Raw genomic sequence first — 22719 nt, 5'->3', positions numbered from 1 at the left:
TAGAATCCCACTCAGCATCCCAGCGATGCCGAGTGGGGTAGGGGGCCGTCTGCCTTGCCGATGGCCGCAATAGAATAAAAACAAGAGAAAAGACCATGCTCGCACTCCTGGGCCTGATCATGGTGGTGACCTTCACCTACCTGATCATGAGCAAACGCTTGTCGCCAATCGTTGCGCTCACTGTGGTACCCATCGTCTTCGCAGTGATCGGCGGCTTCGCCCCCGAACTGGGCAAGATGATGCTCGATGGCCTGAAAATGGTGGCGCCCTCGGCGGCCTTGTTGCTGTTCGCCATCCTGTTCTTCGGCCTGATGATCGATGCCGGCCTGTTCGACCCGCTGATCCGCAAGATCCTCAAGCGCGTCAATGGCGACCCAGTCAAGATCGCCATCGGTACGGCGCTGCTGTCGCTGCTGGTGGCACTCGACGGTGACGGCACCACTACCTATATGATTACCTGCGCGGCCATGCTGCCGCTGTACAAGCGCATTGGCATGAACCCGATGATCCTGGCCACGGTGTCCATGCTGTCGTTGAGCATCATGAGTGGCATGAGCCCTTGGGGTGGGCCGGCCACCCGGGCCATCGCCGCGCTTGGGCTGGATGCCACCGAGTATTTCATCCCGATGCTGCCGACCGTGATCGGCGGTGCCGCCTGGGTGGTATTCACCGCCTACCTGCTGGGCCGTGCCGAGCGCCGCCGCATCGGCAACATCGCCCTGGAGTCGGGTGGCGGCAACTGCTACATCAAGGAAATCCTCGGCGACAACCCGCATAAGCGCCCACGCCTGGCGTACGTGAACCTGGTGTTGGTGATTGCCGTCATGGTGGCGCTGGTGATGGGCGTCATGCACTCCGCATTGTTGTTCATGATCGGTTTCGTGCTGGCGCTGATGATCAACTACCCGCAGCTGGACCTGCAGAAAGAGCGCATCCTCGCCCATTCGGGCAACGCCATGACCGTGGTACTGCTGGTATTCGCCGCAGGCATCTTCGCCGGGATCTTCTCCGGTACCAAGATGGTCGATGCGCTGGCGCAGACGCTGGTCGACTGGATCCCGGAGGCGTGGAGCCACTGGTTCCCGCTGGTGGTGGCGCTGACCAGCATGCCACTGACCTTCGTACTGTCCAACGACGCTTACTACTTTGGCGTGGTGCCGATCCTTGCCAACGCTGCGGCTGCCTACGGCATCGACCCGGTTGAAATCGCCCGCGCCTCGGTGTTGGGGCAGCCGGTGCACCTGATGAGCCCTCTGGTGGCCTCGACCTTGCTATTGGTGGGCATGGTCGATCGCGACATTGGCGACTTCCAGAAGGCGACCGTGAAATGGGCGGTACTGACATCACTGGTCATCACCGCACTGGCCTTGCTCACGGGTGCCTTGTCCTTCTTCGTCTGATCTGCCTCGGGCGCTGCTGGCGCCCACCTCATCCAAGAACAACAACAGAGTATCGAACATGTCCCGAACTGTTTTCCGTGGGGCCACCTGTGGCCTGCTCTGCGGCTGGCTGCCTGTGGCCGGCGCTGCCGGATTCATCGACGACGGCAAGCTCAAGCTGCAGCTGCGCAACGTTTACTTCAACGAAAACTTCCGCGACGAACAAGGCATGAGCGCCCGCGCTGCTGCAAATGCAAAGAGCGAGCGGGTGGAATGGGCACAGGGTTTCCTGCTCGACTACCAGTCAGGGTTCACTCAAGGCCCGCTGGGTCTGGGGCTGGATGCCCTGGGGCTTGTAGGCGTAAGGCTCGACTCGGGCCGCGGACGCAGCGGTACCGGCTTGCTGCCGGTGCATGACGATGGCCGTGCCGCGGACGAGTTCGCCAGTGCCGGGGTGACGGCCAAGGCGCGACTGGGGCAGACCGTGGTCAAGCATGGCACCTTGCTGCCGAAGACACCGGTGCTGGTCTACAACGATGCGCGTTTATTGCCGCAGACCTACCAGGGCACGCAACTGACCAGTACCGATGTCGATGGCCTGACCCTGACCGCCGGCCACCTGGACCGCTTCAAGCAGCGGGACTCCTCCGACAGCACCGGCCTGTTCCTGGATGGTTACAGTGGCAGCGAGTCTGGCGATTTCAGTTTTGCCGGGGCCGACTATGCCGCCAGCAAGCAACTGCGCTTGAGCTATTTCCACGGCCAGCTCGAACACTTCTATCGTCAGGACTACTTAGGCCTGGTCCACGACCTGCCGTTGGCCGGCGGTGTGTTGACCACCGACTTGCGCTATTTCAAGAGCCGCGACAGCGGGGCCGCTCATGGCGGTCAGATCGATAACGACATGTTCAGTGGGCAGCTGTCCTACGCTCATTCCGGGCACACCTTCGGCGCCGGTTACCAGATTCTCGACGGCGAGGCTGGGTTGCCATACATCAGCGGCGCGACGGTGTACTCGTTCAGTAATGTCGGCATAGGCAAGTTCATCGAGGAGGAAGAGAAAACCTGGATGGCGAGCTATGCCTACAACTTTGCAGCGGCCGGTGTCCCTGGGCTGACTTTCATGACGCGGTACCTGAGCGGGGACAACGGTCGCTCGGCTGATGCCGGGCTCAGCGAGTGGGAGCGTGACGTGGAGCTTGCCTACGTGGTGCAATCCGGGCCTGTGAAAGGTCTGGGTGTGAAGCTTCGCAACTACGTCTACCGCTCTGACTTTTCCCGAGGGCGCGACAGCAACCGGGTCTACCTGACCTACGATATTGCGATCTGGTAATGCGGCCGTGCGAGCATGCATGCCTCGAGGTGCTTGCTCGCATGCGTTTCATGCTTTGGACGGCTGTGGCGCTTTCTTGCCCAGTCGGATCAGCTCATTGGAGAAGCATAGGCCGAAGAGAATCAGCCCGGCCCCCAGGTACAACGTGTCCCGCGGTACTTCGTTGAGCACCACGAACGCCAGCAGTGCGGCAAACAGCGGTTCGGTCAGCTCCAGTGCCTGGACTTGCGAGGGTTTCAGGTACTCGATGGCCTTGGTGGTACAGAAGAACCCGAGGATGGTCGGCAACGCGGCCAGCGCCAGCAGTGCCATGACCGCCACCAGCGACAGCTCTCCAATGTTGAAGCCATCGGTTGCTGCCGGCATCAGCAGGTAGAGGCTGCCGAAAAACAATAGTTGCCGGGTGAAATGCAGCCCCCCGGAAACGCCCATGTGCTTCATGGCAACCGAAAATGCGCCATAACCGCAGCCTCCGATCGAAGCGAGTACTGCACCTTGCAGCGTAAAGCCTTGTTCCAGGTCGGCGCCAAAAATCACGGCAATGCCAACTATGGTCAAACCGGCGCCTACCGTCGCGTTGGCGGTGATAGGGTCCTTCAGGACTATCCGTCCCAGCAATATCGAAGAAATGGACGCGCTTGCCATCAGGATCACCACGACGCCTGCCGCGGCGTAATGGCTATAGGCCGAGGTTTCAAAGTGGAACAACACAAAAATGCCGAGAAATGCGCAAACGGCGGCATGGAACCACTTGGCCGTACGCAGGGGCCGCTTTAGAAACAGGAGCAATGCTGACAGCAACAGGCAGCCGAGGACTGTTTTTATCAGGGCGATGCTGCTGGAGCTGAACCCACTGTTCATCAACACTTTGCTGAGTACACCGATCGTTGCATTCAGTGCAGCGGCGCAGAGTGCAAAGAGTACGCCTTTGCCGAAATGAGATTGCATTTGTACATTCCTTGTCATTGGCTTTATGCCTTTGCCCGGTCGACATGCAGGCGGTTGCGGCCCGCCTGCTTGGCGATATAGAGCGCCTGATCGGCGCGTTCAATCAGCGATGGCGGGTTGTCGAGGACCGTTCCATCGGCGCAGGCGATGCCGATACTGGCGGTCACATGCCCGAAAGGGCTGCCTTGGTGAGGGATGGCCTGCAAGGCCAGGCGCTCGAGCATCAGCCTGGCAACGACGGCTGCTCCGTCGTTGTCGGTATCGGGCAGGATCACCGCCATTTCCTCACCCCCGTAGCGTGCCAGCAGGTCGCGAGGGCGGCGGATGCAGTAAGAGAGCAGGGAAGCGATCTGCTGCAGACAGGCATCGCCAGCCGGGTGCCCATAGGTGTCGTTGTAGCGTTTGAAATGGTCGATGTCGATCATCAGCAAGGCCAGCGTGGTGCCGTTTCGATGGGCCGTGCGGATTTCCTGGGTCAGTGTCTCGTCGAAGCAGCGCCGGTTGGCAAGCCCCGTCAGCGCATCGTGCATCGCCAGGCTTTCGAGCCGTTGGTTACTGTCCAGCAACTGCTGTTGGGTCAGTCGAAGTTCGTTTTCGACTGCGCTTCGCCGGCTCATGGCACGGATCAGCAGCCAGCCAATGGCTCCGATCAATGCCAGCAGCGCAGCGACCACCAGCGACGACAGCAGCGCCTCGAGCCGCCAGGCCGAGAGTGCTTCCTGCTTGCCCAGCGCGACCGTTGTCACCAGGGGTAGCTTGTCGCTCTTGCGAAACGCATAGAGGCGCTCCACGCCGTCCAGGCTGGAGGTGAACGATGCAGTGCCTGCTGACTGGTCGACGAGATACTTGGTGAAGATGGGCGACTTCGAAAAGTTGCGCCCCATGTCCTGTTCCCGAAACGGGTAGCGCACCAGCATGGAACCGTCGGTATAGGCCAGCCCGATGGCCCCCTCATGGCCGACATCCAGTTTGCCGAAAAGCTGCAGGAAGTTCTCCACGCCAAGCGTCATGGCAACGACGCCGGCAAACTCGCCGTGGTCATCGTTGAATCGCCGGCTGATGGTGATCACCCATTTCTGGTTGACGCGGCTACGGATCGGCAGCCCGATGAAGGGGTCGCGGGATGGGTCGTCACGGTGATGTATGAAAAAGGCCCGGTCGCTGCTGTTGGCACCATCGGGCATCGGACGGTTGGACGACATCAGCCAGCGTCCATCCCTGGCGTAGATCGTGATGCCGCTCATTGGCGGCATCAACGGTTGCTGACGCTTGACCAGCTCACTCAGGCGTTCGATCTGCGCAGGTCCGGCGCCTTCGGTTTCCAGGCGCTCGACAAGGCCGAGCAGCAGCATCGAGCTCTGCCGGACGATACCTTCCGAATAGGTGGACAATGCCTGGGTCAGGTTCAGGCCATGGACATTGACGTCTTCCAGGGCGCGCTCTCGCGAAGCCATGACCTTCCACAGCGTCAACGAGGCGAGTGAGCAACCGATGACCGATAGCAGTAGCACAACGAGGTGGATGTCACGCTTCACGTCAATTCACACGCCTTTTTCCCTTAAAGACCAAGTTGAGCGTCGACACGCTTTGACTAACTGGAAGGTCAGGAAGTAACTATCTGGTTCACGTGCAATAATATAACAGCTAAATTGCTGGAATGTCCGACAGAATTACGCGCTCTGGAAAATCTCGTCTCTTATCTTCCGGCAGGGTTTTCAGAAGTTTGAACATGACGATTGGGCAAGTAACCTTGGACGTGGCGCACGGTCTTTTCCAGGGTGCGCACCATATCGGGATGTGCCAGTTGATACTTTCGTTCCAGTTGCTGGCTGTCACTCATGTCGAAGCGCTGCGTCTGGATGAAGTTCAATGACTCGGCGCTGATCGAGAGTCGGGTGGCCAGCCCGGGAATCGCCAGTAGCCACCTGAGCAGCCCTATGGGTACATGGTGCCGGGGCGCCTTGATATCCAGCGTTTTTGCCAACTGCCCGAGCATTCCCTGCAGGTTCGGGGTGTTCTCGTAGAGCGCCAGCACCTGCCGGTTGGCCATCGAAGGGTCGAATGCCACGCAGGTCATCATCTTTACCAGGTAATCGACGCTGACCAAGGGCAACCAGTGCCTGGCGGAACCAGGGATAGCCATGAACCGGCCCAGTGCCAGATTGCGAATGAGGTCGGCCAGAGGCTGCCCTTCAGGGATGTGCCCGCTCTCGCTGTGGCCACACACCGTAGCAGGATGAACGATCGTGTAATCCGCACCTACCTCCTGCATGTAACGGATGACTGCGAAATGGGACTCCAGCTTGCTGCCCTCGTAGCCACCTACGCGGCCGTAGACTTCGGGCCAATCGGTGTTCGCAGGGCACTCGTTATCAACCCCGATGCTCGCAAGGTGGGCAAGATTCTGCACCATGTAACCGCCCACCATCAGCAAGCGGATATCCTGGCTCGCCGCGAGCCTGGCGACTCTCAGCGCCCCTTGTACATTGACTGCGCGGGCCTGCTCCATTGTCAGCCCCCAGGTAAACTGCGCCGCGAGGTGGAAGAATACAGCGGCAGAAGACACGCACTGCTTGTCTGCTTCGCTGAGTCCAAGTTCTTCCCGGCTGATATCTCCTTCGACTGCATGGATATATGCAGGGTTACCTCCCAGTCGGCCTACCTGCTCTTTGAGGCGCTCGATGTTTTCAGGGTTGCGCATGAGCACCCAGGTCTTGTGCCCTGTCGCAGTAAGACGGGCCAACAGATGTTGACCCACAAACCCGCTGCCGCCTGTGACGAAGCATTCCACGCTCATATCTGAATCCTTGTCTGGATGATGGGCGCAGGCTAAAGTGTCGAGCGTACTCTACAGTCAAGGAATTTTTACTGTGAATGTTGGAGAGTTGGAGCGCAGGAGTGGAGTTGGCCGCCATACATTGCGCTATTACGAGCAACTCGGGCTGATCGTGGCCCATCGCCAAGCCAACAACTACCGCAGCTACAGCGACCAGACCGTGGTTGACCTGGCCTTTATCCAGAGTGCCCAGAGCGGCGGTTTTTCACTCGCCGAGATCGGCGACATCCTTGCGGCCAAGCGGGGTAATACGATCGATTGCGCGCAAGGTGCGGCCTTGGTGACCAGCAAGATGGCCGAAATTCAAGCGAAGATCACCACGCTGCAAGCCGCCTATGCCTTTTTGGACACAGAGCGTGCGAAGCTGGAGGAAAGCGCCATTGCCAACGGGCTGACCATTCCTCACCTTCCCAAGATTTAGCATGGCTCGATGCTGTAGCTTGTTTATTCGCAATTATTTCTCATTTACACTTGTGTCTTGTTTCGGGGCCTACCCCTTATTCAGGATGCATCGTGTCGTTCGATCCCGCCAAACCGACGCTGCTGTCTACATTGGTACGTCACTATGACGAGCTGGTGGACCACATTCGCCGACGCTTCGGCGACAGAGGCATGGCGCGCGATGTAGTGCACGACGTGTGCGTGCAGTTGCTTGAGCGCGGCGAGAAAGAAGACGTTCGCACTCCACTGGCCCTGCTGCGAAAAATCTCCCACGACGCCGCCGTGAGTCGCTATCGTGGCGATCGCCGCCGAGGCGCGTGGGTAGAGGCAATCTCCGAGCTGCCTGAAGTTGCGTGCCCGGCCGCCACCCCGATGACCAGGTATGACGCCGCGCGCGAGTTTCAACTGCTCGTCGACGCTGTCGCAGGCCTCCCACCTCGCTGCCAGGCTGTTTTCGTCATGCACAAGATTCACGAAATCCCCCAGGCAGAAGTAGCCGCTCGCCTCGGTATTTCCATCAAGACTGTGGAAAAGCACCTGCGCCTGGGGTTGGCAGCGTGCAGGCAACGGCTTGGGCGCGATGAGGTGCATCCATGACCAAGCAGCCCGAACAGGCGCCATTGGACGAGGCTCTGGGGCGCCATCGTGACGAACTCAAGCAGCTGTTCCCCATGCCGCCGTCCAGGCCAGCGCCTTCGAAAGCGGTAAAGACCGCCGGTATCACGCTAGCGGTCGCGATCGCCTTTGCAGCCCTGGCCTGGCTGAACCCTGCCTACAAGAGCGAGCGTTTCGCTACCGCCATTGGCGAGCGGCGCGCTGTGCTGTTGAGCGATGGCAGCAAGCTGCTGCTCGACAGTGGCACGCATGTCGATATCAGTTGGCGTCTGCTCAGCCGCGAAGTCGATCTGCGCGCAGGGCAGGCCCTTTTCGATGTATCCGCGGCCGTGTACCGCCCCTTCGTGGTGTCCGCTGGCCTGGCGAAAGTCGAGGTGCTCGGTACGCTGTTCAATGTCAGGCGCCTGGATAACGACGCGGTGCGTGTGACCCTGGCCCGTGGGCGCGTGGACGTCGCCGTGGCTACTGCAGCACAAGCGCCTGTCACACTCAAGCCAGGGCAACAGGTCGACTCGATTGGCGGGCAACTGATGCCGGTTGCGAAGGCCGACGCTTCCAAGGCGATGGCATGGAAAGATGATCGCATCGTGTTCGAGCAGACGCCGCTGGATGAAGCGGTGTCGTTGCTGCGCCATTATCGCAAGGCTCCCATCGAGCTAAGCGACCCAGGCCTGGCCGCGCTCAAGGTGACAGGGGTATTCGAGGCGCACAATGTCGACCTGCTACTGGGCTTGCTACCGAGCATCCTGCCCGTCGCCGTGCTGCAACAAGGGGATGGCAGCGTCCGGATTCAACGCAAACCGATAACAAAATAATTCTCAGGCGCAGGTAGGGTTTCTCGATTCTCGTGGCGGCTACTGAAAAAGCCCACCTATAAAAAGGAACTCGAGAAGTGCTCTTTCCCCTCCGCAGTCGCCAGCTACGCCTGTCATTGCTTGCCAGTAGCCTGCTCATCGCAATGTCGGCCCAGGGCCGGGAAAAGGTGAACGTGGATCTCCCCGCCGCACCGTTGGGCGAGGCCATCAACGCGCTTGCACAGCAGTCTTCGGTACAGATCATCTTTGCCAGCGATCTCGGTGCAGGCCGAAACGCGCCTGCGCTGAAGGGGCGGTTCACACCCGAGGAAGCACTTCAAACGCTGCTCAAGGACAGTGGCTTGCAGGTACAGGCCAAGGATGAGCGCACGTTCGTCATCGTCGCGCAGGGTGCCCCTGCATCAAGCCCGGAAATCCAGAGCGGGCCCGTGGAAATGGCGCAGATGGAAATCACCGCCTCGCGCACCAGCAGCAGCCTGGTTTCCGCAACGCGGCAATCCACCGTTCTCGAGCATGAACAACTGCAGGAACTGCGCCAGGGTTCGGAGAGCCTGGCCACGGTACTGGCCAAGGCGATTCCCGGCATGTCCGACTCCAGCCGCACCGTCACCGAGTATGGCCAGACCCTGCGCGGGCGCAGCATGCTGGTCATGGTTGACGGGGTGCCGCTCAATACCAACCGCGACTCTTCGCGCAACCTGGCCAACATCGACCCGGCACTGATCGAACGGGTCGAAGTCATTCGTGGCAGCAGCGCCATCTACGGCAGCGGCGCCACGGGGGGCATCATATCCATCACCACACGGCCTGCAGGTGGCGAAAACCGTGCCGAAACCAGCCTGAGCGCCACCTCGCCACTTACCCGCCTGGGCAGCGATGGCCTGGGTGGCCAGTTCCAGCAATATTTCGCAGGCTCTCAGGGCGCGGTGGACTACTCGTTCGACTTCGGTACCCGCCACATCGGTGCCTCGTACGATGCGCACGGCGACCGGATCGCCCCGGAGCCCAGCCAAGGCGACCTGTTCGATTCGAACATCTACAACATTGGCGGCAAGCTGGGGCTGCACATCGACGAAGACCAGCGAATCCAGCTCGCAGTCAGCCACTACGACGCCCGCCAGGACACCGACTACGCAACCGACCCAAGCGTCGCCAGGCTCCCCGCAGGCTCCGTGCCGGCCAATGCGATCAAAGGGCTGGATCTCGACGAACAGAACCGCATTCGCAACACGCTGGTGAACCTGGAGTACGAGAATCTCGACATTCTCGGAAGCCGGCTTTCTGCCCAGATGTACTACCGGGACTACTTCACCCGTTTTACCCCGTTCGACGCCCGGGCCGTTGCCACCCGCGGCGGCAACGTCGACCAGATCATGCAGAACAGTGAGGTCTTCGGCAGCCGCCTGACCCTGCGCACGCCACTTGGCGAAAGCGGCAGTACCGAGCTGGTGTGGGGGGGCGACTATAACCAGGAGCGCAGCGACATGCCGCTCGATGTCTTCGACCCTGCGGCTTATGACGGCAGTGGCGGCCTGGTATTCGACAAGATCGGCAAGCTCACCTACATGCCCCCGCTGAGGACGCGAAGCGCCGGTGCGTTCGCCCAGCTACAGCATCGCTTCGATGAGCATTGGTCTGTCGACGGCGGCCTGCGCTACGAGTACTCCACCGCCGAATTCGATGACTTCATCCCGTTGTCCGAATCCGCGGCTGCCTCCCCGGTCGCAGTGAAGGGTGGCGACATTCATTACGATGCGGTGCTGTCGAACCTGGGCATCGTCTACTCACCGGTACTCGGCCAGGAAATCTACGCCTCCTTCAGCCAGGGCTTCCAATTGCCTGACGTGGGCATTCAGTTGCGCAATGCGCGCCGTGGTTTCGACATCGACGCATCGAACCTGGAACCGGTCAAAACCAACAACTATGAGCTTGGCTGGCGAGGAGAGCTAGGCAGCAACACCCTCGGTACCTTGGCGCTGTTCTACACCACCTCCAAACTGGGGGACGTGCAAAGTTTCAACAATGGCCTGATTCTGACCCGCACCAAGGAGCGTATCTACGGTGCCGAAGCCAGTGCCGATTGGCTATCGGATGATGCGGTGTGGGGCGCAGGGGGGAGTGCGACCTGGATGCGCGGGCGAGAAAAACCGGACGGCAAAGCTTGGCAGGACATGACCGGCTATCGCGTCCCGCCCCTGAAGCTGACCGCCTACGTTCAGTACAAGCCGACCCTGGATTGGAGCAACCGCTTGCAAGCCACGTTCTTCGATAGCAAGGACTACAGGCTCGATGGGGTGGACAGCTTTGGTCGGCATCAGGTGAGTACCTATACGACAGTGGACCTGGTCAGCCAGTACCAGATTTCCGCTGACGACAAGGTAAGCGTCGGCATTCAAAACCTGTTCAACCGCGACTATTACCCGCTCTACAGCCAATTGCTGCGCAATAACAACAACACCAGCCACTTGCCGGCACCAGGCACCGTGTTGACTGCCAGTTATACGCACGATTGGTAAGGTGGTGAGCAACCACCGGGTCGTTATCGAGCCCGGTGGCCATTTATGCCTGGTGGCATGGCAGGTGCAATAACTGTGTTGAATACTCCTTTGAGGTCTGATCACATGGATCACGTCAGCCTGTTACCCGAGCTCCTTGTTCGCAAGCCCGTCAGCGCTGATGCCGCTGCCATTGCCCTCCTTCACGTTCGCAGCTGGCAGAGCGCCTATGAAGGGCTGTTGTCGAGCCGTTACCTGAGCGCCCTGGACAGCAGTGTGGAACGCCGTGTGGGATTCCTGAGGCAGGCAATCGAATCTGGCAATCCTTCCATTCGCGTAGCCGAATTGAATGGGCAGGTGGTTGGCTGGGTTTCCTTCGGCCCTAGCCGCGATCTTGACGCTGCCCAATGCACTGCCGAACTGATGGCGATCTACCTGGACCCGGTCTTCTGGGCGCGGGGTATAGGTACGGCGCTGTGGGCAGAGGCCCTGCAGGCGATAAGGAGCAGCGGATATCGGCAGGTCTGCGCATGGGTACTCGATGGCAACGAGCGCGCCACACGCTTTTACCTCAAGCACGGTTTCACTTCGCAGGCTGCAAGCCAGCGCGTCGTTGAAGAGGACAGTGAACCACTTGCGATCACCCGCTTTGGCTTGATGCTCGAACCATGACGAGGCTTGTTGCTCTGCGTGCTCCAGGCCAAATGGCACCAACAAATGGCGAAGCCAAGGAGAGCGCACATGAACTTGCTCATTACCGCGGCAGCCCGGTCTTGACCTCAAGTTAAGTCAAGGTTTTAGAGTGTCGTCCGGACTCTCTCGCTGCTTCCGGAAACGAACTCGCAAAGGACCAGGAATGGACGCTTCGACTTCACTGCTGATTTTCCAGATAACCTGCTGCATTGGCTTGAGCCTGTGGCTGAGCATCAGCCTGATCAACAACCTTCATGCCTTCGCCAGCTCGGCCGGGGCGATCGGGGCGACCATGTCGATGGCGCCGCTGGCCCAACCTCCCGCAATCAGCTTCCCTCTGCTGGGGCGAGCGATGACCTCTCCCTCCCTCCATCGCCTGGCCTTGGCGATCATCGTGCTGATACAGGCAGCTGCCGTGCTCACTGCCTGGGTCGGGTGCTATGAACTGGTGCTTGGCGCCGGCCTGGAAGCTTCGCTGCCCTGGCTGAACCTGGCCTTGAGCGCGGCGCTCGGGTTCCTGCTCGCCATGTTGCTGGGCGGGATATGGTTCGGCTACTGGATCCGTCAGGAGGGGTTGCAACTGACCCATCTGCTGCTGATGGTCTGGATCCTGCTGCACTTCGTCGTACTCAATGTCCGGTGGAGTTGATGGGCGATGGACACTTGCAGGATGCCAGGAAGGAGCAACAGCTGAAGACGATGAGCGTAGGGTCAGCGTTGATAGGACTGCTTTCTAGCCGAAGCAGACATCTGCTGTAGCCGCGGTCGAGCCGTAGCTGGCATGCTTGTCTGATCGCTAGCGGGAAGACGCAGGGAGTCTACGATGGAACGGTCTTGCATCACTTATTACCTGGAAATGACCTCGGCTTCCGAGTTGAAGGAAAAGCCACAGCGTCACGACCTCCAGATCATCGAATGTGAAGTGCCTCAGGCGGAATTCAATCGGTTTCTCTACAAGCTGGTAGGAACGCCCTGGGAGTGGGGCGATCTTGATAGCTGGAGTAGTTCCCAATGGCAGGCGCTGGTTGAACAGGAGTGCCACCGTACCTGGGTTGCCTATCACCGTGGTGCGATAGCCGGCTATTACGAGCTTTATCGCCCTGACGGCCGTAACTGCGAAATCCGCTACTTTGGCTTGGCGCCTCAGTTTCTGGGGTGTGGATTCGGCGGAGCGCTATTGAGCCACGCTGTTCGATCTGCGTGGGAATGGCATGGTACAGAGCGGGTATGGGTACACACCTGCACATTTGACCATCCTGCCGCACTGCAAAATTATCAGGCGCGTGGATTGCGTATTTTCAAGCAGGAGGAGGCGGAGCCAAGCCAATCATCGCTGGGTTGAAGCTGCTGGCCGCGAAAGGCAGCCATGGGCGTTAGCAGCCATTCGCGACTGACCGCTAACGACCCATAGCCGACGTTGCGTCTTACAGCGGACTTTGTGGGAGCGGGTTCACCCGCGAACACCGGCACAGCCGGTGCCATCCACCGCGGCGCCTGCTTCGCGGGTAAACCCGCTCCCACAGAGTGTGTGTCGCACTCACGAAGCCGGTTATTCTCAAGTGTCCGCTTCGGGCCGGTTGCAGCCATTCGCGAACGGCTGCCTTCGACCCATAGCTGCCGCTCATGGCCTCAGTAGAACGACAGGCGCTTCAACCATCATCGGCCGAGGATCGACTCACCTGTCGACATAGTGACGCGTCCCAAATAGCATGCCTCAATCCAATATGCCGAGCTGGTAAAATGATCTCAGACCCCGGTACACCAACTCTAGACCAGCTGAAAGTTCTCTTGACGGTCGTAGAAGTGGGAAGCTTCGCTGGCGCTGCAAGGAAATTGCATCGTGCAACGTCAGTAGTGAGCTATGCCATTTCCAATCTGGAGGTGCAGCTCGGCGTATCACTTTTTGACCGCAAGACGACACGTAAACCACAGCTGACAGAGGCTGGCCGTACAGTATTGGCCGAAGCACGAACCATCATCAACGGGGTCAACGGGCTGCGATCGAAGGTGTCTGGACTGCTGCATGGTCTCGAAGCAGAGGTGCATCTTGTTCTGGATGTAATGCTGCCAGCGGAGCGGGTCGTCGACGCGCTTAGTACTTTTAGGCAGGTGTTCCCAACCGTGGCTTTGCATCTACACATGGAAGCGCTCGGGGCGGTCACGCAACTAGTACTTGAGAAAAAAGCCGGCATTGGGATCAGTGGGCCCCTGGATACGGGGAGGGATGGCCTTGAGCGTGTCGGCGTAGGCAGTGTTGAGTTAGTACCCGTTGCAGCCCCGGCCCACCCACTCGCCCTCGCCGGCCGCAACGAGCCTGGGGCGGCAAGAAATCACGTCCAATTGGTGTTGTCAGATCGCTCAACGCTTACCGGGGACAGAGATTTTGCCGTAGTAAGCCCCCGCACCTGGCGGCTTGCGGACTTAGGCGCAAAACATATGCTACTTAAGGAAGGCATTGGCTGGGGCAACATGCCCTTACCTATGGTCCAAGCGGACCTCAATTCGGGACATCTTATCCATCTCGACCTGCCCGATTGCAAAGGCGGCTCTTACGCGTTTGACGCTATTTACCTTACTGATTCGCCGCCTGGGCCGGCTGGTCTATGGCTCATCCAACGCTTCGGTCAGCAAGCCGAAGCTCTCTAGACTTGTCGAATAAGTCGAATAAAACATTCGATATTCTTCTGGTTTTTAGCCAGGTAGCCCCCTGTTAGGCTGTGCTCATAGACCAGACCTGCGCTTCGGTGCCTGGCCTCAATGGTCACAATTTTCCGGTACCACGAGGTGAACCTATGTATTCGGCAGCCGAGCTTCTCAAACACCATTTCGAAACGTTTGTTGATAACCATGAAAAATGGAAATCCCTAATCGCCCCAGACATCGTCTGGGAGCTGCCCTTCGCCCCGAGTCTCGGTCACCCGGAAAAGCTGGTCGGCCGCGAGCAAGTGCTCAATCACGTCGCCTGGTTTGTCGGAGCGGTTGAATCGTTTCGATTCCACGATATACGTATTCAGCAATTCGCTGATTCACTGTCCGCCGTCGCGCAAGTCAAGGCGCAGGGGATCATCACTGAGACGGGTAAAACCTACTCACAAGAATATGTCCTTTTCGTTAGCGTTTCTGAGGGAAAGCTGACGCATATTCGTGAGTACTTCGATCCTGTCCAGGCATCTTACGCCTTGGACTCCCCCGTTGTGATGCCGGGCTAGCGCCCCTGCCTAGTACACGAAAGAAGCAAAACTCCGACAGGCAAAGCAAGGTCGCCAAGGAGTCGGATGTCAAAAAGAGAGAGATTGGGACCGTCGAAAGCGACAACCAATTCCTGACTTGGAGACATCAAAATGACTGACTTCATCCCAACCCCAAATGAAGTGGCAGGCAAAGTGGTGCTGGTAACCGGCGCGGCTAGCGGCATCGGGAAGGCCATCGCCGAGCTCCTTCACAGCCGTGGAGCGAAAGTCATCGCCGAGGATATCGACCCGAAAGTCAACGCCCTTGAGCGTCCCGGCCTGGTTCCTTTCATCGCCGATATCACCGTTGACGGTTCTGCCGAGCAAGCGGTGGCGTTGGCGGTAGAGAAGTTTGGCAAGCTGGACGTCTTGGTCAATAACGCCGGTCGCATCCTATACAAGCCCCTCGTCGAAATGACCCGTGAAGATTGGGAATGGCAGATGCAAACCAACGTTACGGGGGCCTTTCTTCATTCCCGAGAGGCGATGAAGGAGATGATGAAGAACAAGAGCGGCGCGATCGTGAACATCGCCTCGTACGCGTCCTACTTCGCATTTCCCGGTATCGCGGCCTATACCGCGTCCAAAGGCGCCTTGGCACAGTTGACTCGTACCCAGGCGCTGGAAGCGATTGAGCATGGCATTCGGGTCAATGCCATTGGCGTGGGAGATGTGGTTACCAACCTGTTGAACCACTTCATGGAAGACGGTCGTGGGTTCCTACAAGAGCATGGCAAGTCCGCGCCGATCGGTCGAGCTGCAGCACCGGAAGAGATCGCCGAGATTGTCTCTTTCCTGGCTTCCGAGCGCGCCAGCTTCATTGTCGGTTCGGTGGTCATGGCCGATGGCGGCATGAGCGTCCCGGTAGGTTAATCCTTCGCGTTGTCCGCGTTGTGCTGCATTGGCAGCACAACGCGTTTTCTTGCTAGCAGACCTTTTCAGCGGAGGCGTTATGACCGCACCTCGAAAATCCGACTTTCCCCTCATCGACGTTCGCCAGCATCTGGAAACCGGGCCCATCGTCCTCGTGACCTCAGCCTGGAAGGGCGAGAGCAACATCATGACCATGGGATGGCACATGATGATGCAGTTCGATCCAGCCCTTTTTGGCTGCTACATCTGGTCGGGGAACCACAGCTACGAACTGATCCGCAACAGCCAGGGATGTGTGATTAACGTACCCACCCTGGAGCTGGCGGACCAGGTAGTCGCGGTGGGCAACAGTACGGGCAGTGACGTAGACAAGTTTGGTGAATTCGGACTTACCGCGACAGCGGCGACGCGGGTTGCAGCGCCGCTGATAGCCGAATGTTATGCCAGCTTCGAATGCCAGCTGTACGACTCGAAGCTGATTGGCGATTACGGCTTGTTCATTTGGGAAGTCGTCAAAGCGCACGTAGATCGCTCCGTGAAGCAGCCCAGAACGCTGCACTACAGGGGAGGCGGTCAATTCATGGTGGCTGGGGAAACCTTGGATTTTCGCCAGCAATTTCGTCCGCAGAACCTCTGACTGGCGTAGCCCACTCACTATTTACGGTATTGAGTGGGCGTGACGCCAACCTCACGTTTGAACACCTGCGAAAAATGGCTTGGGCTGCTGTATCCGACCTCCAAGCCTATATCGATTACGTTCCGATCCGTTTCGACCAGGAGCTGCCGGGCTCTTGCCATCCTCAGTCTGATAAAGAACTGCGACGGTGAATAACCAGCGGCTTTTTTGAACAGCCGGCTGAAGTGGTACTCGCTCATCCCAGCTATTTCGGCCAAGTGCCCGAGATTGAAATCCTCAGCCAGATTCGCCTCCATCGCCGACAGCACGCGGCGCAGCTTGTAAGCAGGCAATGCGTTGCGGCGCACGATATCGTCCGCTGAGCTGTCTAGGTAGCTGCGGGCTAGGTGAATGGCGATGCACTGGGCCAGGCCCTGCAGATAAAGAGGACTAGCCCTGTGCCCCGTCAGCTCCAGGCGAACTTGCTCCAGTAGAACGGACAACCCATCGTCACGCCCGCCTGAGACTTCACGTAGTCGAACCGCTTCCACAGACCCGCCCAAGACCTCATGGATGGCTTTTTCCAAAAGCGGGATGCCGAGGTAGATATGCATGACTTCAAATGGTTCTACACCGTCTACGTTCCAGCGCATCTCGTAAGGCCGTGCCGAAGTAGTCAAGAAGAAATCACCTTTGGACACTTGGCTACATTGCCAGTCGCCGTCAAGCTCACGCTCCTGAACGGCAGCATTCCCGGAGATGATCCACACGAGCAAGGGCTCAGCTACGGCGGGCACGATAAAGCTCTCTTCTTTACGCTCCCGGTTAAAGATCTGCACCAACATATCCCTGTCGGCCAGGACGTCCGAGGCGGCAAGCCGCTCACCCCGAATGTAAGCCTCCAAACCATGGGCTGAAGTCCGCTCTATGACATCCATGGGAATCGTCGCCTCAGTCAGTACGCCTGCTCAAACGAGCCACCTCGGACATTGGTCTCACAGGGTGGACTTGAAGTTCAAGCCTAGGCTTTCAATGGTGAAGGCCCATCGCGGACCCGTTTGGGGATGTAAAGAACCCGCTCTGGATGCGTGTTCTGAAAGGTAAAGGTCGAAAAAAAGCCGGAATGTCTCCATTCCGGCCGGGCCTTCAACGCTCGGGATATAGAATCATCCCTGCGTGATACAGCACGTTGCTACGAAACTCCCCGTCGGCAGTAAATCCGCTGTCATCCACATACTCGATGTGATCACCCTCTAGCCAGTATCGACCTTGGTACGCGCTTTGTTGCCCTCCGCGGGCTTCGTCATAGCGGCCGCCAGGCAAGAGCTCATGGCGAATGCGTCCGTCAGCCGTCACCCACATGCCAACGTATTTGTCCTGATCTCCAGATGGTTCACCCATGGCATTTTCCTCGCTGTCGACCCGACATTCAGAATGGACTTGCGGTTGGACGCACGATGAGTTCGCTGACATCGACATCCGCAGGCTGTTCTACGGCGTAGGCGATCGCCCGGGCAATCGCCGAGGCAGGAATCGCGATTTTGCGAAACTCGCGCATCTCGGCCCGCCCGCCCTCATCGGAAATGCTGTCGGCCAGTTCGGACTCGGTGACGCCTGGGGCGATGACGGTGACCCGGATGTCACCCCCCACCTCTTGGCGCAAACCTTCGGAAATGGCTCGTACGGCATATTTGGTAGCGCAGTACACAGCAGCGGTCGGGCTCACCGCGTAGGCTCCGATCGAGGCAATATTGATGATCTGACCGGCGCGCTGTTCTTGCATGAGCGGCAGCGTTGCGGCAATGCCGTGCAGGACCCCGCGAATGTTCACATCGATCATCCGATTCCACTCATCTACCTTGAGCGCTTCGAGTTTCGAAAGCGGCATGACGCCGGCATTGTTGATCAGCACGTCGACGCGTCCGTGCAGTTCGACAGCGAAGTCTATAAAGGACTGCATGTCATCCAGGTTGGTGACATCCAGCGCCAGGACATCAGCGATACCGCCTGCTGAACGAATCTCCTTGGCCAGAGTTCCCAGGCGATCGGTGCGGCGGGCGCCCAGGACCACGCGAGCGCCTTTGCTGGCTAGCAGGCGGGCTGTTGCTTCGCCGATACCACTGCTGGCGCCGGTTATCACGATGACTTTTTGTTCGATGCCGTGCATTTTTTCGTACTCCTGTTTCTGGCTTGAGGGGCCACCGCCGACAGGCAGGTGGTGAAGCAAGAGTAAGAAGCCTGAGTTGGGCTGGGTTATCCCATTCCTATGGCCAACATGCACGATCCTGCGTTAGTGGTCGGGGTTGGAGGTCATCGCGTTATCAGTGGGCAAAAGGGAAGATACTTTTCAATTTAATCGAACATAAACCAAGAAATTAACCGGCTATTCAGTTATGTGAGGCTGTTCCAAACTTACTCCTACCAGCGTTCCATTCCGGAATGCGTACATTAAGGAACGTATGCCATGCCTCACGCCACCACCGTTTCAAGCTCAGCCTCTCATCCTTCGGCTGCGACAGCTGGTGCCGCCGCACTAGTAGGTCGCGTTTTTCTGAGCGCGATCTTCATCCTCTCCGGCATATCCAAGGTAAACGCGCCGGCCATGATGATCGGCTACATCAGTTCAGTGGGTCTGCCGTTTCCTTCCTTAGCGCTGACGCTTGCCATTCTTGTGGAAATAGCCGGCGGTGTAGCTCTAGTCGCCGGCTATAAGACCCGTGTTGTCGCAGCAGGTTTGGCGCTTTTCAGTGTCCTCACCGCGGTGATCTTCCACAGTGCTCTGGCCGATCAAAATCAATTCATTCACTTCTTCAAGAACATCGCGATGGCCGGCGGTTTGCTGCAGATCGTGGCCTACGGCGCAGGCCGCTTCAGCTTGGATTCGCGTCGCCATTAACTGACGCGCGCTGTCAACCATCGACTTAGATAAACCATTACCTACAGACGGGGAAGTTCATGAAAGCTATACAAGTGGCAGAGTACGGTCAGGTTGAGCGGCTTGAACTGATAGAGCTTGAAGAGCTGGTGCCCAACGATGATCAGGTTCTGATTGACGTTGCTGGGAGCGGAATCAATCCGATCGACTGGAAAATTCTCTCGGGGGCCATGAAGCAGTTCATCCCAATGTCCTTCCCCTATACGCCGGGTGTCGAGGTTGCTGGCACCATTGCAGCTGTTGGAAAGAATATTCATGAATACGCTGTGGGTGATGAGGTGTTCGGATTCATTGGAATAGTCGGTGGTTACGCCACTCAGGCTCTTGCAACGCCCGATAGGCTTGCGCACAAACCCGATGGGCTATCACTTCTTCACGCCGGTGGAATTCCTGCCGCAGCGCTTACTGCTTGGCAGGCGCTGCACGAACACGCCGAAATCAAGCCAGGCCAGACTGTTTTGATTCACGGTGCCGCAGGAGGGGTGGGTAGTTTCGCGGTCCAGTTAGCACGGCTGGCCGGCGCTCATGTAGTGGCAACGGGCTCGGCCAGAAACCGAGACTACCTCCGATCACTCGGCGCCCATCAGTTCATTGATTACACCGCACAACAGTTCGAGAACCTCGTCAGCAATGTCGATATGGTGATTGATCTGATCGGCGGAGAAACTCAGGATCGGTCCTGGACGGTGATCAAGCGCGGTGGGGCGTTAGTCTCGCCTGTCAGCACACCCAACGCGCAGAAAGCTCTTGAGTACGGCGTAGTCGGCAAAAACTTCGCAACCCGGTCGGATGGGCGCCAGTTAGCGGTTATAGCGAAATTGTTTGCTGAGAAGAAGCTACACGCCGAGGTTGAGGTCGTTCCGCTTTCCAACGCGGCTGAGGCTTTGATGCTAAGCCGTGGAGGACATACTCGCGGCAAACTGGTGTTCGATGTGAATCGGTGATTAACCTCGAAGGCCCTGCGCTCGAGTAAATCTGCCAGAAGGCGGCCCTGTGCAGAAATATGCAAAAGCCTCGCAGGAACCAAATAACGGCCTGCTTATCGCCGCCGTAATCTAAGCCCAAGCAGAAAGCGAGCCCGCTACTGCCGCCGGCCATCAGAGCGACCGAGCCTGCAAAAAACAGGAATCCACGTCACGCTTTGCACTGACAACCGGCAACGAATCCATCGCAAATTACGGAGTCGCTGTCATGAAAACTGTACATACCATGATGATTGGAATCGCCTTGTCTGCTCTCAGCGCAGGTTCGATGGCACTGCCAGCCAAAGAAATTGGTGGTTGGACCGATCGGACCTGCAAAGAAGTGATGGCTCCCCTTGTGGCGGAGGGTGGTGCGGGTCGCCTTAATGACCGCCGTGTGGCTGAAGGTGGTGCGGATCGCCTTAATGACCGCCGTGTGGCTGAGGGTGGTGCTGATCGGCTGAATGACTGCCGTGTGGCTGAAGGTGGTGGGGATCGTCTCAATGACCGCCGCGTGGCCGAGGGTGGCGGGGATCGTCTCAATGACCGCCGCGTGGCCGAGGGTGGTGGGGATCGTCTCAATGACCGCCGCGTGTCCGAGGATGGTTCGGATCGCCTGAATGACCGCCGTGTGGCTGAGGATGGTTCGGATCGCCTGAATGATCGCCGTGTGGCTGAAGATGGTGCGGAACCTCTTAATGCCCGTAGAGTGGCTAAATTCGATACAGATTGCGTCACCTATGCCTGACGTATATAGCCCATCCTACCGAGAGCCCGGCCTGCCGGGCTCTTGCATTTGAAGGGTGTCCATTAGCATCTATCCAAAAGGCTGCGGACCAATTTATTCTCTGCAATAGAACAAGCCTAACGGGAGGTAATGGCAATGGATGATAGGGACGAAGAGCTGACGCGTCTGAGAGCCGAGCTAGCATCAACCATGCATCGTTATGCTCCCACCTACGGCGTGTTTGAGACGGGGATTGCTCCGCTGCATTTCATACGCAGTGATGCTCCAACCGATGTGATCCACACTGTACATAAGCCGGGGCTATGTATCGTTGTGCAGGGCCGTAAACAGGTGCAGCTGTGGGAAGAAAGCTACGTCTACGACCCTTTGAACTATCTGGTCGTCTCGGTAACCCTACCTCTCGCGGGTCAAGTGACAGAGGCATCCTCAGAAAAGCCCTATTTCTGCATCCGCCTGGATATTGACCCGGCAGAAATAGCTCAGCTAATTGCAGACGTCAGTCCTATCGGCGTTCCGAGCCAACAGCCCCACCGAGGGCTATATCTGGATAAGATCGATAGCTCCTTGCTCGATGCAATGCTGCGATTGGTACGTCTGTTGGATGTGCCATCGGATATACCTGCGTTGGCGCCGCTAGCACTCAGAGAAATTTTCTACCGGCTGCTGAAAGGCCAGCAGGGTCAGCGTTTACATGAGATAGCCATAACCGATAGCCAGACCCATCGCGTTACTCGGGCCATTGAGTGGCTGAACAACAATTATGCAGAGCCGTTGCACATTGATGAGCTAGCGAGCTATGTCAATCTGAGTAACTCGACGCTTCACCATCGATTCAAGGCTGTCACCGCAATGAGTCCTTTGCAGTATCAAAAACAACTTCGCCTGCAGCATGCACGCAGGTTGATGATCTCAGAGGGTCTGGATGTTTCTACAGCCGGATTCAAGGTGGGCTATGAAAGTCCCTCACAGTTCAGCCGTGAATACAGCCGGATGTTTGGGGCCCCACCGAGCCGAGATATCGCGAAGCTTCGGTCTTTCGGGTAAGGTGCTGCTGAGGGCTCGGCTAAAACAACCCTGATGGCAGACGCCGAGCAGAAGGTGCTGCGGCAACTTATCGGCTGCTATGGGTCGGTTAGCGACGGTCTACCCTCGACCGTCGCTTTGGATGGTCAGACCTCCGTCTGCTCTGCCATCTCCAAGGCATCGTCGACCTCAATCCCCAGATATCTGACGGTGCTTTCAAGCTTCGTATGGCCAAGCAGGAGTTGCACTGCCCTCAGATTCTTGGTTCTGCGATAGATCAATGAGGCTTTCGTTCGCCGCAGCGTGTGGGTGCCGTACAGCGCTGGATCAAGGCCAATGGCTGTCACCCAGGCTTTCACTATTCGAGCGTATTGCCTAGTGGAGAGATGATCTGAACCATGTAGCCGACTCGGAAACAGACAGTCCTCGCTACGGAGGTGAGCCTGATGCATCCAGGCTTCCAAAGCCATACGTGTTTGCTCGGTGATCTCAAATTGCACTGGATGATGAGTCTTCTGCTGCATTACGATCGCTCGTGACGACACATGCTCTCCATGGGCTACGTCTCGTACACGAAGCTTGGTCAAGTCGCAGGCTCGCAGCTTGCTGTCGATGGCCAAGTTGAACAACGCTAGATCCCTAGATTTCTCCGCGATCTGGAGCCTTACCCGGATGGCCCAGATATCTTTAAGTCGGAGCGGGGCTTTCTGCCCGATTAGTTTTCCCTTGTTCCACGGGCGATGGGTGTAGGTAGCAGCGGTTTTCATGGATTGTCCT

The 22719-nt window shown here is 58.1% G+C and carries 24 protein-coding genes; 17 read left to right on the top strand and 7 right to left on the bottom strand.

The window, feature by feature from the left end:
* The first annotated feature begins 95 nt into the window (after positions 1-95).
* Both J5M58_RS09890 and J5M58_RS09885 read left to right on the top strand, forming a co-directional pair.
* Complete coding sequence (locus tag J5M58_RS09890; RefSeq protein ID WP_112253831.1) at positions 96-1400, top strand: CitMHS family transporter; 1305 nt, start codon at positions 96-98, stop codon at positions 1398-1400.
* Between the two features lie 58 nt (positions 1401-1458).
* Positions 1459-2712: an OprD family porin gene (locus J5M58_RS09885; protein WP_207878028.1), complete on the top strand. Its 1254-nt coding sequence runs from the start codon at positions 1459-1461 to the stop codon at positions 2710-2712.
* A gap of 48 nt (positions 2713-2760) precedes the next feature.
* Here J5M58_RS09885 and J5M58_RS09880 read toward each other — a convergent pair whose 3' ends face one another.
* From J5M58_RS09880 to J5M58_RS09870, 3 genes are all read right to left on the bottom strand, one after another.
* A complete protein-coding gene (locus J5M58_RS09880) occupies positions 2761-3660 on the bottom strand; it encodes a DMT family transporter (protein WP_112253829.1) in 900 nt (299 codons plus the stop codon).
* A 23-nt stretch (positions 3661-3683) separates the two neighbouring features.
* Entirely contained in the window at positions 3684-5195 is a 1512-nt protein-coding gene (locus tag J5M58_RS09875) for a sensor domain-containing diguanylate cyclase (protein WP_207878026.1), read from the bottom strand.
* Positions 5196-5356: 161 nt separating this feature from the next.
* The gene (locus J5M58_RS09870; protein ID WP_207878024.1) at positions 5357-6457 is read right to left on the bottom strand and encodes an SDR family oxidoreductase; all 1101 of its coding nucleotides are present in this window, start codon (positions 6455-6457) and stop codon (positions 5357-5359) included.
* Positions 6458-6530: 73 nt separating this feature from the next.
* Between J5M58_RS09870 and J5M58_RS09865 the strand changes: the two genes are divergently transcribed.
* The 11 genes from J5M58_RS09865 (at position 6531) to J5M58_RS09815 (ending at position 16295) form a co-directional block, all read left to right on the top strand.
* Positions 6531-6917: a MerR family transcriptional regulator gene (locus tag J5M58_RS09865; RefSeq protein ID WP_112253826.1), complete on the top strand. Its 387-nt coding sequence runs from the start codon at positions 6531-6533 to the stop codon at positions 6915-6917.
* 92 nt (positions 6918-7009) lie between these two features.
* The gene (locus J5M58_RS09860; protein WP_207878022.1) at positions 7010-7534 is read left to right on the top strand and encodes an RNA polymerase sigma factor; all 525 of its coding nucleotides are present in this window, start codon (positions 7010-7012) and stop codon (positions 7532-7534) included.
* Complete coding sequence (locus J5M58_RS09855; protein WP_112253824.1) at positions 7531-8367, top strand: FecR family protein; 837 nt, start codon at positions 7531-7533, stop codon at positions 8365-8367. Before J5M58_RS09860 ends, J5M58_RS09855 begins: the two co-directional genes overlap by 4 nt.
* Positions 8368-8444: 77 nt before the next feature.
* The gene (locus tag J5M58_RS09850) at positions 8445-10883 is read left to right on the top strand and encodes a TonB-dependent receptor (protein ID WP_207878021.1); all 2439 of its coding nucleotides are present in this window, start codon (positions 8445-8447) and stop codon (positions 10881-10883) included.
* A gap of 105 nt (positions 10884-10988) precedes the next feature.
* Positions 10989-11534 carry a GNAT family N-acetyltransferase gene (locus J5M58_RS09845; protein ID WP_207878020.1) on the top strand — a complete coding sequence of 182 codons (546 nt, stop codon included), beginning with the start codon at positions 10989-10991 and terminating at the stop codon, positions 11532-11534.
* A gap of 184 nt (positions 11535-11718) precedes the next feature.
* Positions 11719-12204: a DUF2165 domain-containing protein gene (locus J5M58_RS09840; protein ID WP_207878019.1), complete on the top strand. Its 486-nt coding sequence runs from the start codon at positions 11719-11721 to the stop codon at positions 12202-12204.
* A 174-nt stretch (positions 12205-12378) separates the two neighbouring features.
* A complete protein-coding gene (locus J5M58_RS09835) occupies positions 12379-12897 on the top strand; it encodes a GNAT family N-acetyltransferase (RefSeq protein WP_112253820.1) in 519 nt (172 codons plus the stop codon).
* 398 nt (positions 12898-13295) lie between these two features.
* Positions 13296-14201, top strand: coding sequence for a LysR family transcriptional regulator (locus tag J5M58_RS09830; protein ID WP_112253819.1), 906 nt, complete (start codon positions 13296-13298; stop codon positions 14199-14201).
* A gap of 146 nt (positions 14202-14347) precedes the next feature.
* Positions 14348-14764: a nuclear transport factor 2 family protein gene (locus tag J5M58_RS09825; protein WP_112253818.1), complete on the top strand. Its 417-nt coding sequence runs from the start codon at positions 14348-14350 to the stop codon at positions 14762-14764.
* Positions 14765-14896: 132 nt separating this feature from the next.
* The gene (locus tag J5M58_RS09820) at positions 14897-15658 is read left to right on the top strand and encodes an SDR family NAD(P)-dependent oxidoreductase (protein WP_207878017.1); all 762 of its coding nucleotides are present in this window, start codon (positions 14897-14899) and stop codon (positions 15656-15658) included.
* 79 nt (positions 15659-15737) lie between these two features.
* Positions 15738-16295: a flavin reductase family protein gene (locus tag J5M58_RS09815; RefSeq protein WP_112253816.1), complete on the top strand. Its 558-nt coding sequence runs from the start codon at positions 15738-15740 to the stop codon at positions 16293-16295.
* Between the two features lie 17 nt (positions 16296-16312).
* Here the strand turns inward: J5M58_RS09815 and J5M58_RS09810 are convergent, their stop codons facing one another.
* The 3 genes from J5M58_RS09810 to J5M58_RS09800 form a co-directional block, all read right to left on the bottom strand.
* The gene (locus J5M58_RS09810; RefSeq protein ID WP_112253815.1) at positions 16313-17212 is read right to left on the bottom strand and encodes an AraC family transcriptional regulator; all 900 of its coding nucleotides are present in this window, start codon (positions 17210-17212) and stop codon (positions 16313-16315) included.
* A gap of 208 nt (positions 17213-17420) precedes the next feature.
* Positions 17421-17675: an Atu4866 domain-containing protein gene (locus J5M58_RS09805; RefSeq protein WP_112253814.1), complete on the bottom strand. Its 255-nt coding sequence runs from the start codon at positions 17673-17675 to the stop codon at positions 17421-17423.
* Between the two features lie 28 nt (positions 17676-17703).
* On the bottom strand, positions 17704-18441 hold the full coding sequence (locus J5M58_RS09800; protein ID WP_112253813.1) for an SDR family oxidoreductase: 738 nt from the start codon (positions 18439-18441) through the stop codon (positions 17704-17706).
* 297 nt (positions 18442-18738) lie between these two features.
* On the opposite strand from J5M58_RS09800, the gene J5M58_RS09795 reads away from it, so the two are divergent.
* The 4 genes from J5M58_RS09795 (at position 18739) to J5M58_RS09780 (ending at position 21963) form a co-directional block, all read left to right on the top strand.
* A complete protein-coding gene (locus J5M58_RS09795; RefSeq protein ID WP_112253812.1) occupies positions 18739-19170 on the top strand; it encodes a DoxX family protein in 432 nt (143 codons plus the stop codon).
* 59 nt (positions 19171-19229) lie between these two features.
* On the top strand, positions 19230-20153 hold the full coding sequence (locus J5M58_RS09790; RefSeq protein ID WP_112253811.1) for an NADP-dependent oxidoreductase: 924 nt from the start codon (positions 19230-19232) through the stop codon (positions 20151-20153).
* Between the two features lie 247 nt (positions 20154-20400).
* A complete protein-coding gene (locus J5M58_RS09785) occupies positions 20401-20919 on the top strand; it encodes a phage infection protein (RefSeq protein ID WP_207878015.1) in 519 nt (172 codons plus the stop codon).
* Between the two features lie 135 nt (positions 20920-21054).
* On the top strand, positions 21055-21963 hold the full coding sequence (locus tag J5M58_RS09780; protein ID WP_112253790.1) for an AraC family transcriptional regulator: 909 nt from the start codon (positions 21055-21057) through the stop codon (positions 21961-21963).
* Positions 21964-22088: 125 nt separating this feature from the next.
* On the opposite strand, the gene J5M58_RS09775 is transcribed toward J5M58_RS09780, so the two are convergent.
* Complete coding sequence (locus tag J5M58_RS09775) at positions 22089-22709, bottom strand: tyrosine-type recombinase/integrase (RefSeq protein ID WP_112253789.1); 621 nt, start codon at positions 22707-22709, stop codon at positions 22089-22091.
* Positions 22710-22719 lie beyond the last annotated feature (10 nt).

This window comes from Pseudomonas sp. 32_A (assembly GCF_017490905.1).
GTDB lineage: Bacteria > Pseudomonadota > Gammaproteobacteria > Pseudomonadales > Pseudomonadaceae > Aquipseudomonas > Aquipseudomonas inefficax.
Note: the sequence above shows the minus strand (reverse complement) of the source record. Positions and strands in the feature narration are given on the sequence as shown.

Coding starts and splice junctions, on each gene's coding strand:
- J5M58_RS09880 (WP_112253829.1), bottom strand. CDS start 3,660: ATGCAATCTCATTTCGGCAAAGGCGTACTCTTTGCACTCTGCGCCGCT.
- J5M58_RS09790 (WP_112253811.1), top strand. CDS start 19,230: ATGAAAGCTATACAAGTGGCAGAGTACGGTCAGGTTGAGCGGCTTGAA.
- J5M58_RS09825 (WP_112253818.1), top strand. CDS start 14,348: ATGTATTCGGCAGCCGAGCTTCTCAAACACCATTTCGAAACGTTTGTT.
- J5M58_RS09885 (WP_207878028.1), top strand. CDS start 1,459: ATGTCCCGAACTGTTTTCCGTGGGGCCACCTGTGGCCTGCTCTGCGGC.
- J5M58_RS09810 (WP_112253815.1), bottom strand. CDS start 17,212: ATGGATGTCATAGAGCGGACTTCAGCCCATGGTTTGGAGGCTTACATT.
- J5M58_RS09800 (WP_112253813.1), bottom strand. CDS start 18,441: ATGCACGGCATCGAACAAAAAGTCATCGTGATAACCGGCGCCAGCAGT.
- J5M58_RS09845 (WP_207878020.1), top strand. CDS start 10,989: ATGGATCACGTCAGCCTGTTACCCGAGCTCCTTGTTCGCAAGCCCGTC.
- J5M58_RS09840 (WP_207878019.1), top strand. CDS start 11,719: ATGGACGCTTCGACTTCACTGCTGATTTTCCAGATAACCTGCTGCATT.
- J5M58_RS09820 (WP_207878017.1), top strand. CDS start 14,897: ATGACTGACTTCATCCCAACCCCAAATGAAGTGGCAGGCAAAGTGGTG.
- J5M58_RS09835 (WP_112253820.1), top strand. CDS start 12,379: ATGGAACGGTCTTGCATCACTTATTACCTGGAAATGACCTCGGCTTCC.
- J5M58_RS09815 (WP_112253816.1), top strand. CDS start 15,738: ATGACCGCACCTCGAAAATCCGACTTTCCCCTCATCGACGTTCGCCAG.
- J5M58_RS09795 (WP_112253812.1), top strand. CDS start 18,739: ATGCCTCACGCCACCACCGTTTCAAGCTCAGCCTCTCATCCTTCGGCT.
- J5M58_RS09775 (WP_112253789.1), bottom strand. CDS start 22,709: ATGAAAACCGCTGCTACCTACACCCATCGCCCGTGGAACAAGGGAAAA.
- J5M58_RS09780 (WP_112253790.1), top strand. CDS start 21,055: ATGGATGATAGGGACGAAGAGCTGACGCGTCTGAGAGCCGAGCTAGCA.
- J5M58_RS09785 (WP_207878015.1), top strand. CDS start 20,401: ATGAAAACTGTACATACCATGATGATTGGAATCGCCTTGTCTGCTCTC.
- J5M58_RS09805 (WP_112253814.1), bottom strand. CDS start 17,675: ATGGGTGAACCATCTGGAGATCAGGACAAATACGTTGGCATGTGGGTG.
- J5M58_RS09855 (WP_112253824.1), top strand. CDS start 7,531: ATGACCAAGCAGCCCGAACAGGCGCCATTGGACGAGGCTCTGGGGCGC.
- J5M58_RS09890 (WP_112253831.1), top strand. CDS start 96: ATGCTCGCACTCCTGGGCCTGATCATGGTGGTGACCTTCACCTACCTG.
- J5M58_RS09830 (WP_112253819.1), top strand. CDS start 13,296: ATGATCTCAGACCCCGGTACACCAACTCTAGACCAGCTGAAAGTTCTC.
- J5M58_RS09870 (WP_207878024.1), bottom strand. CDS start 6,457: ATGAGCGTGGAATGCTTCGTCACAGGCGGCAGCGGGTTTGTGGGTCAA.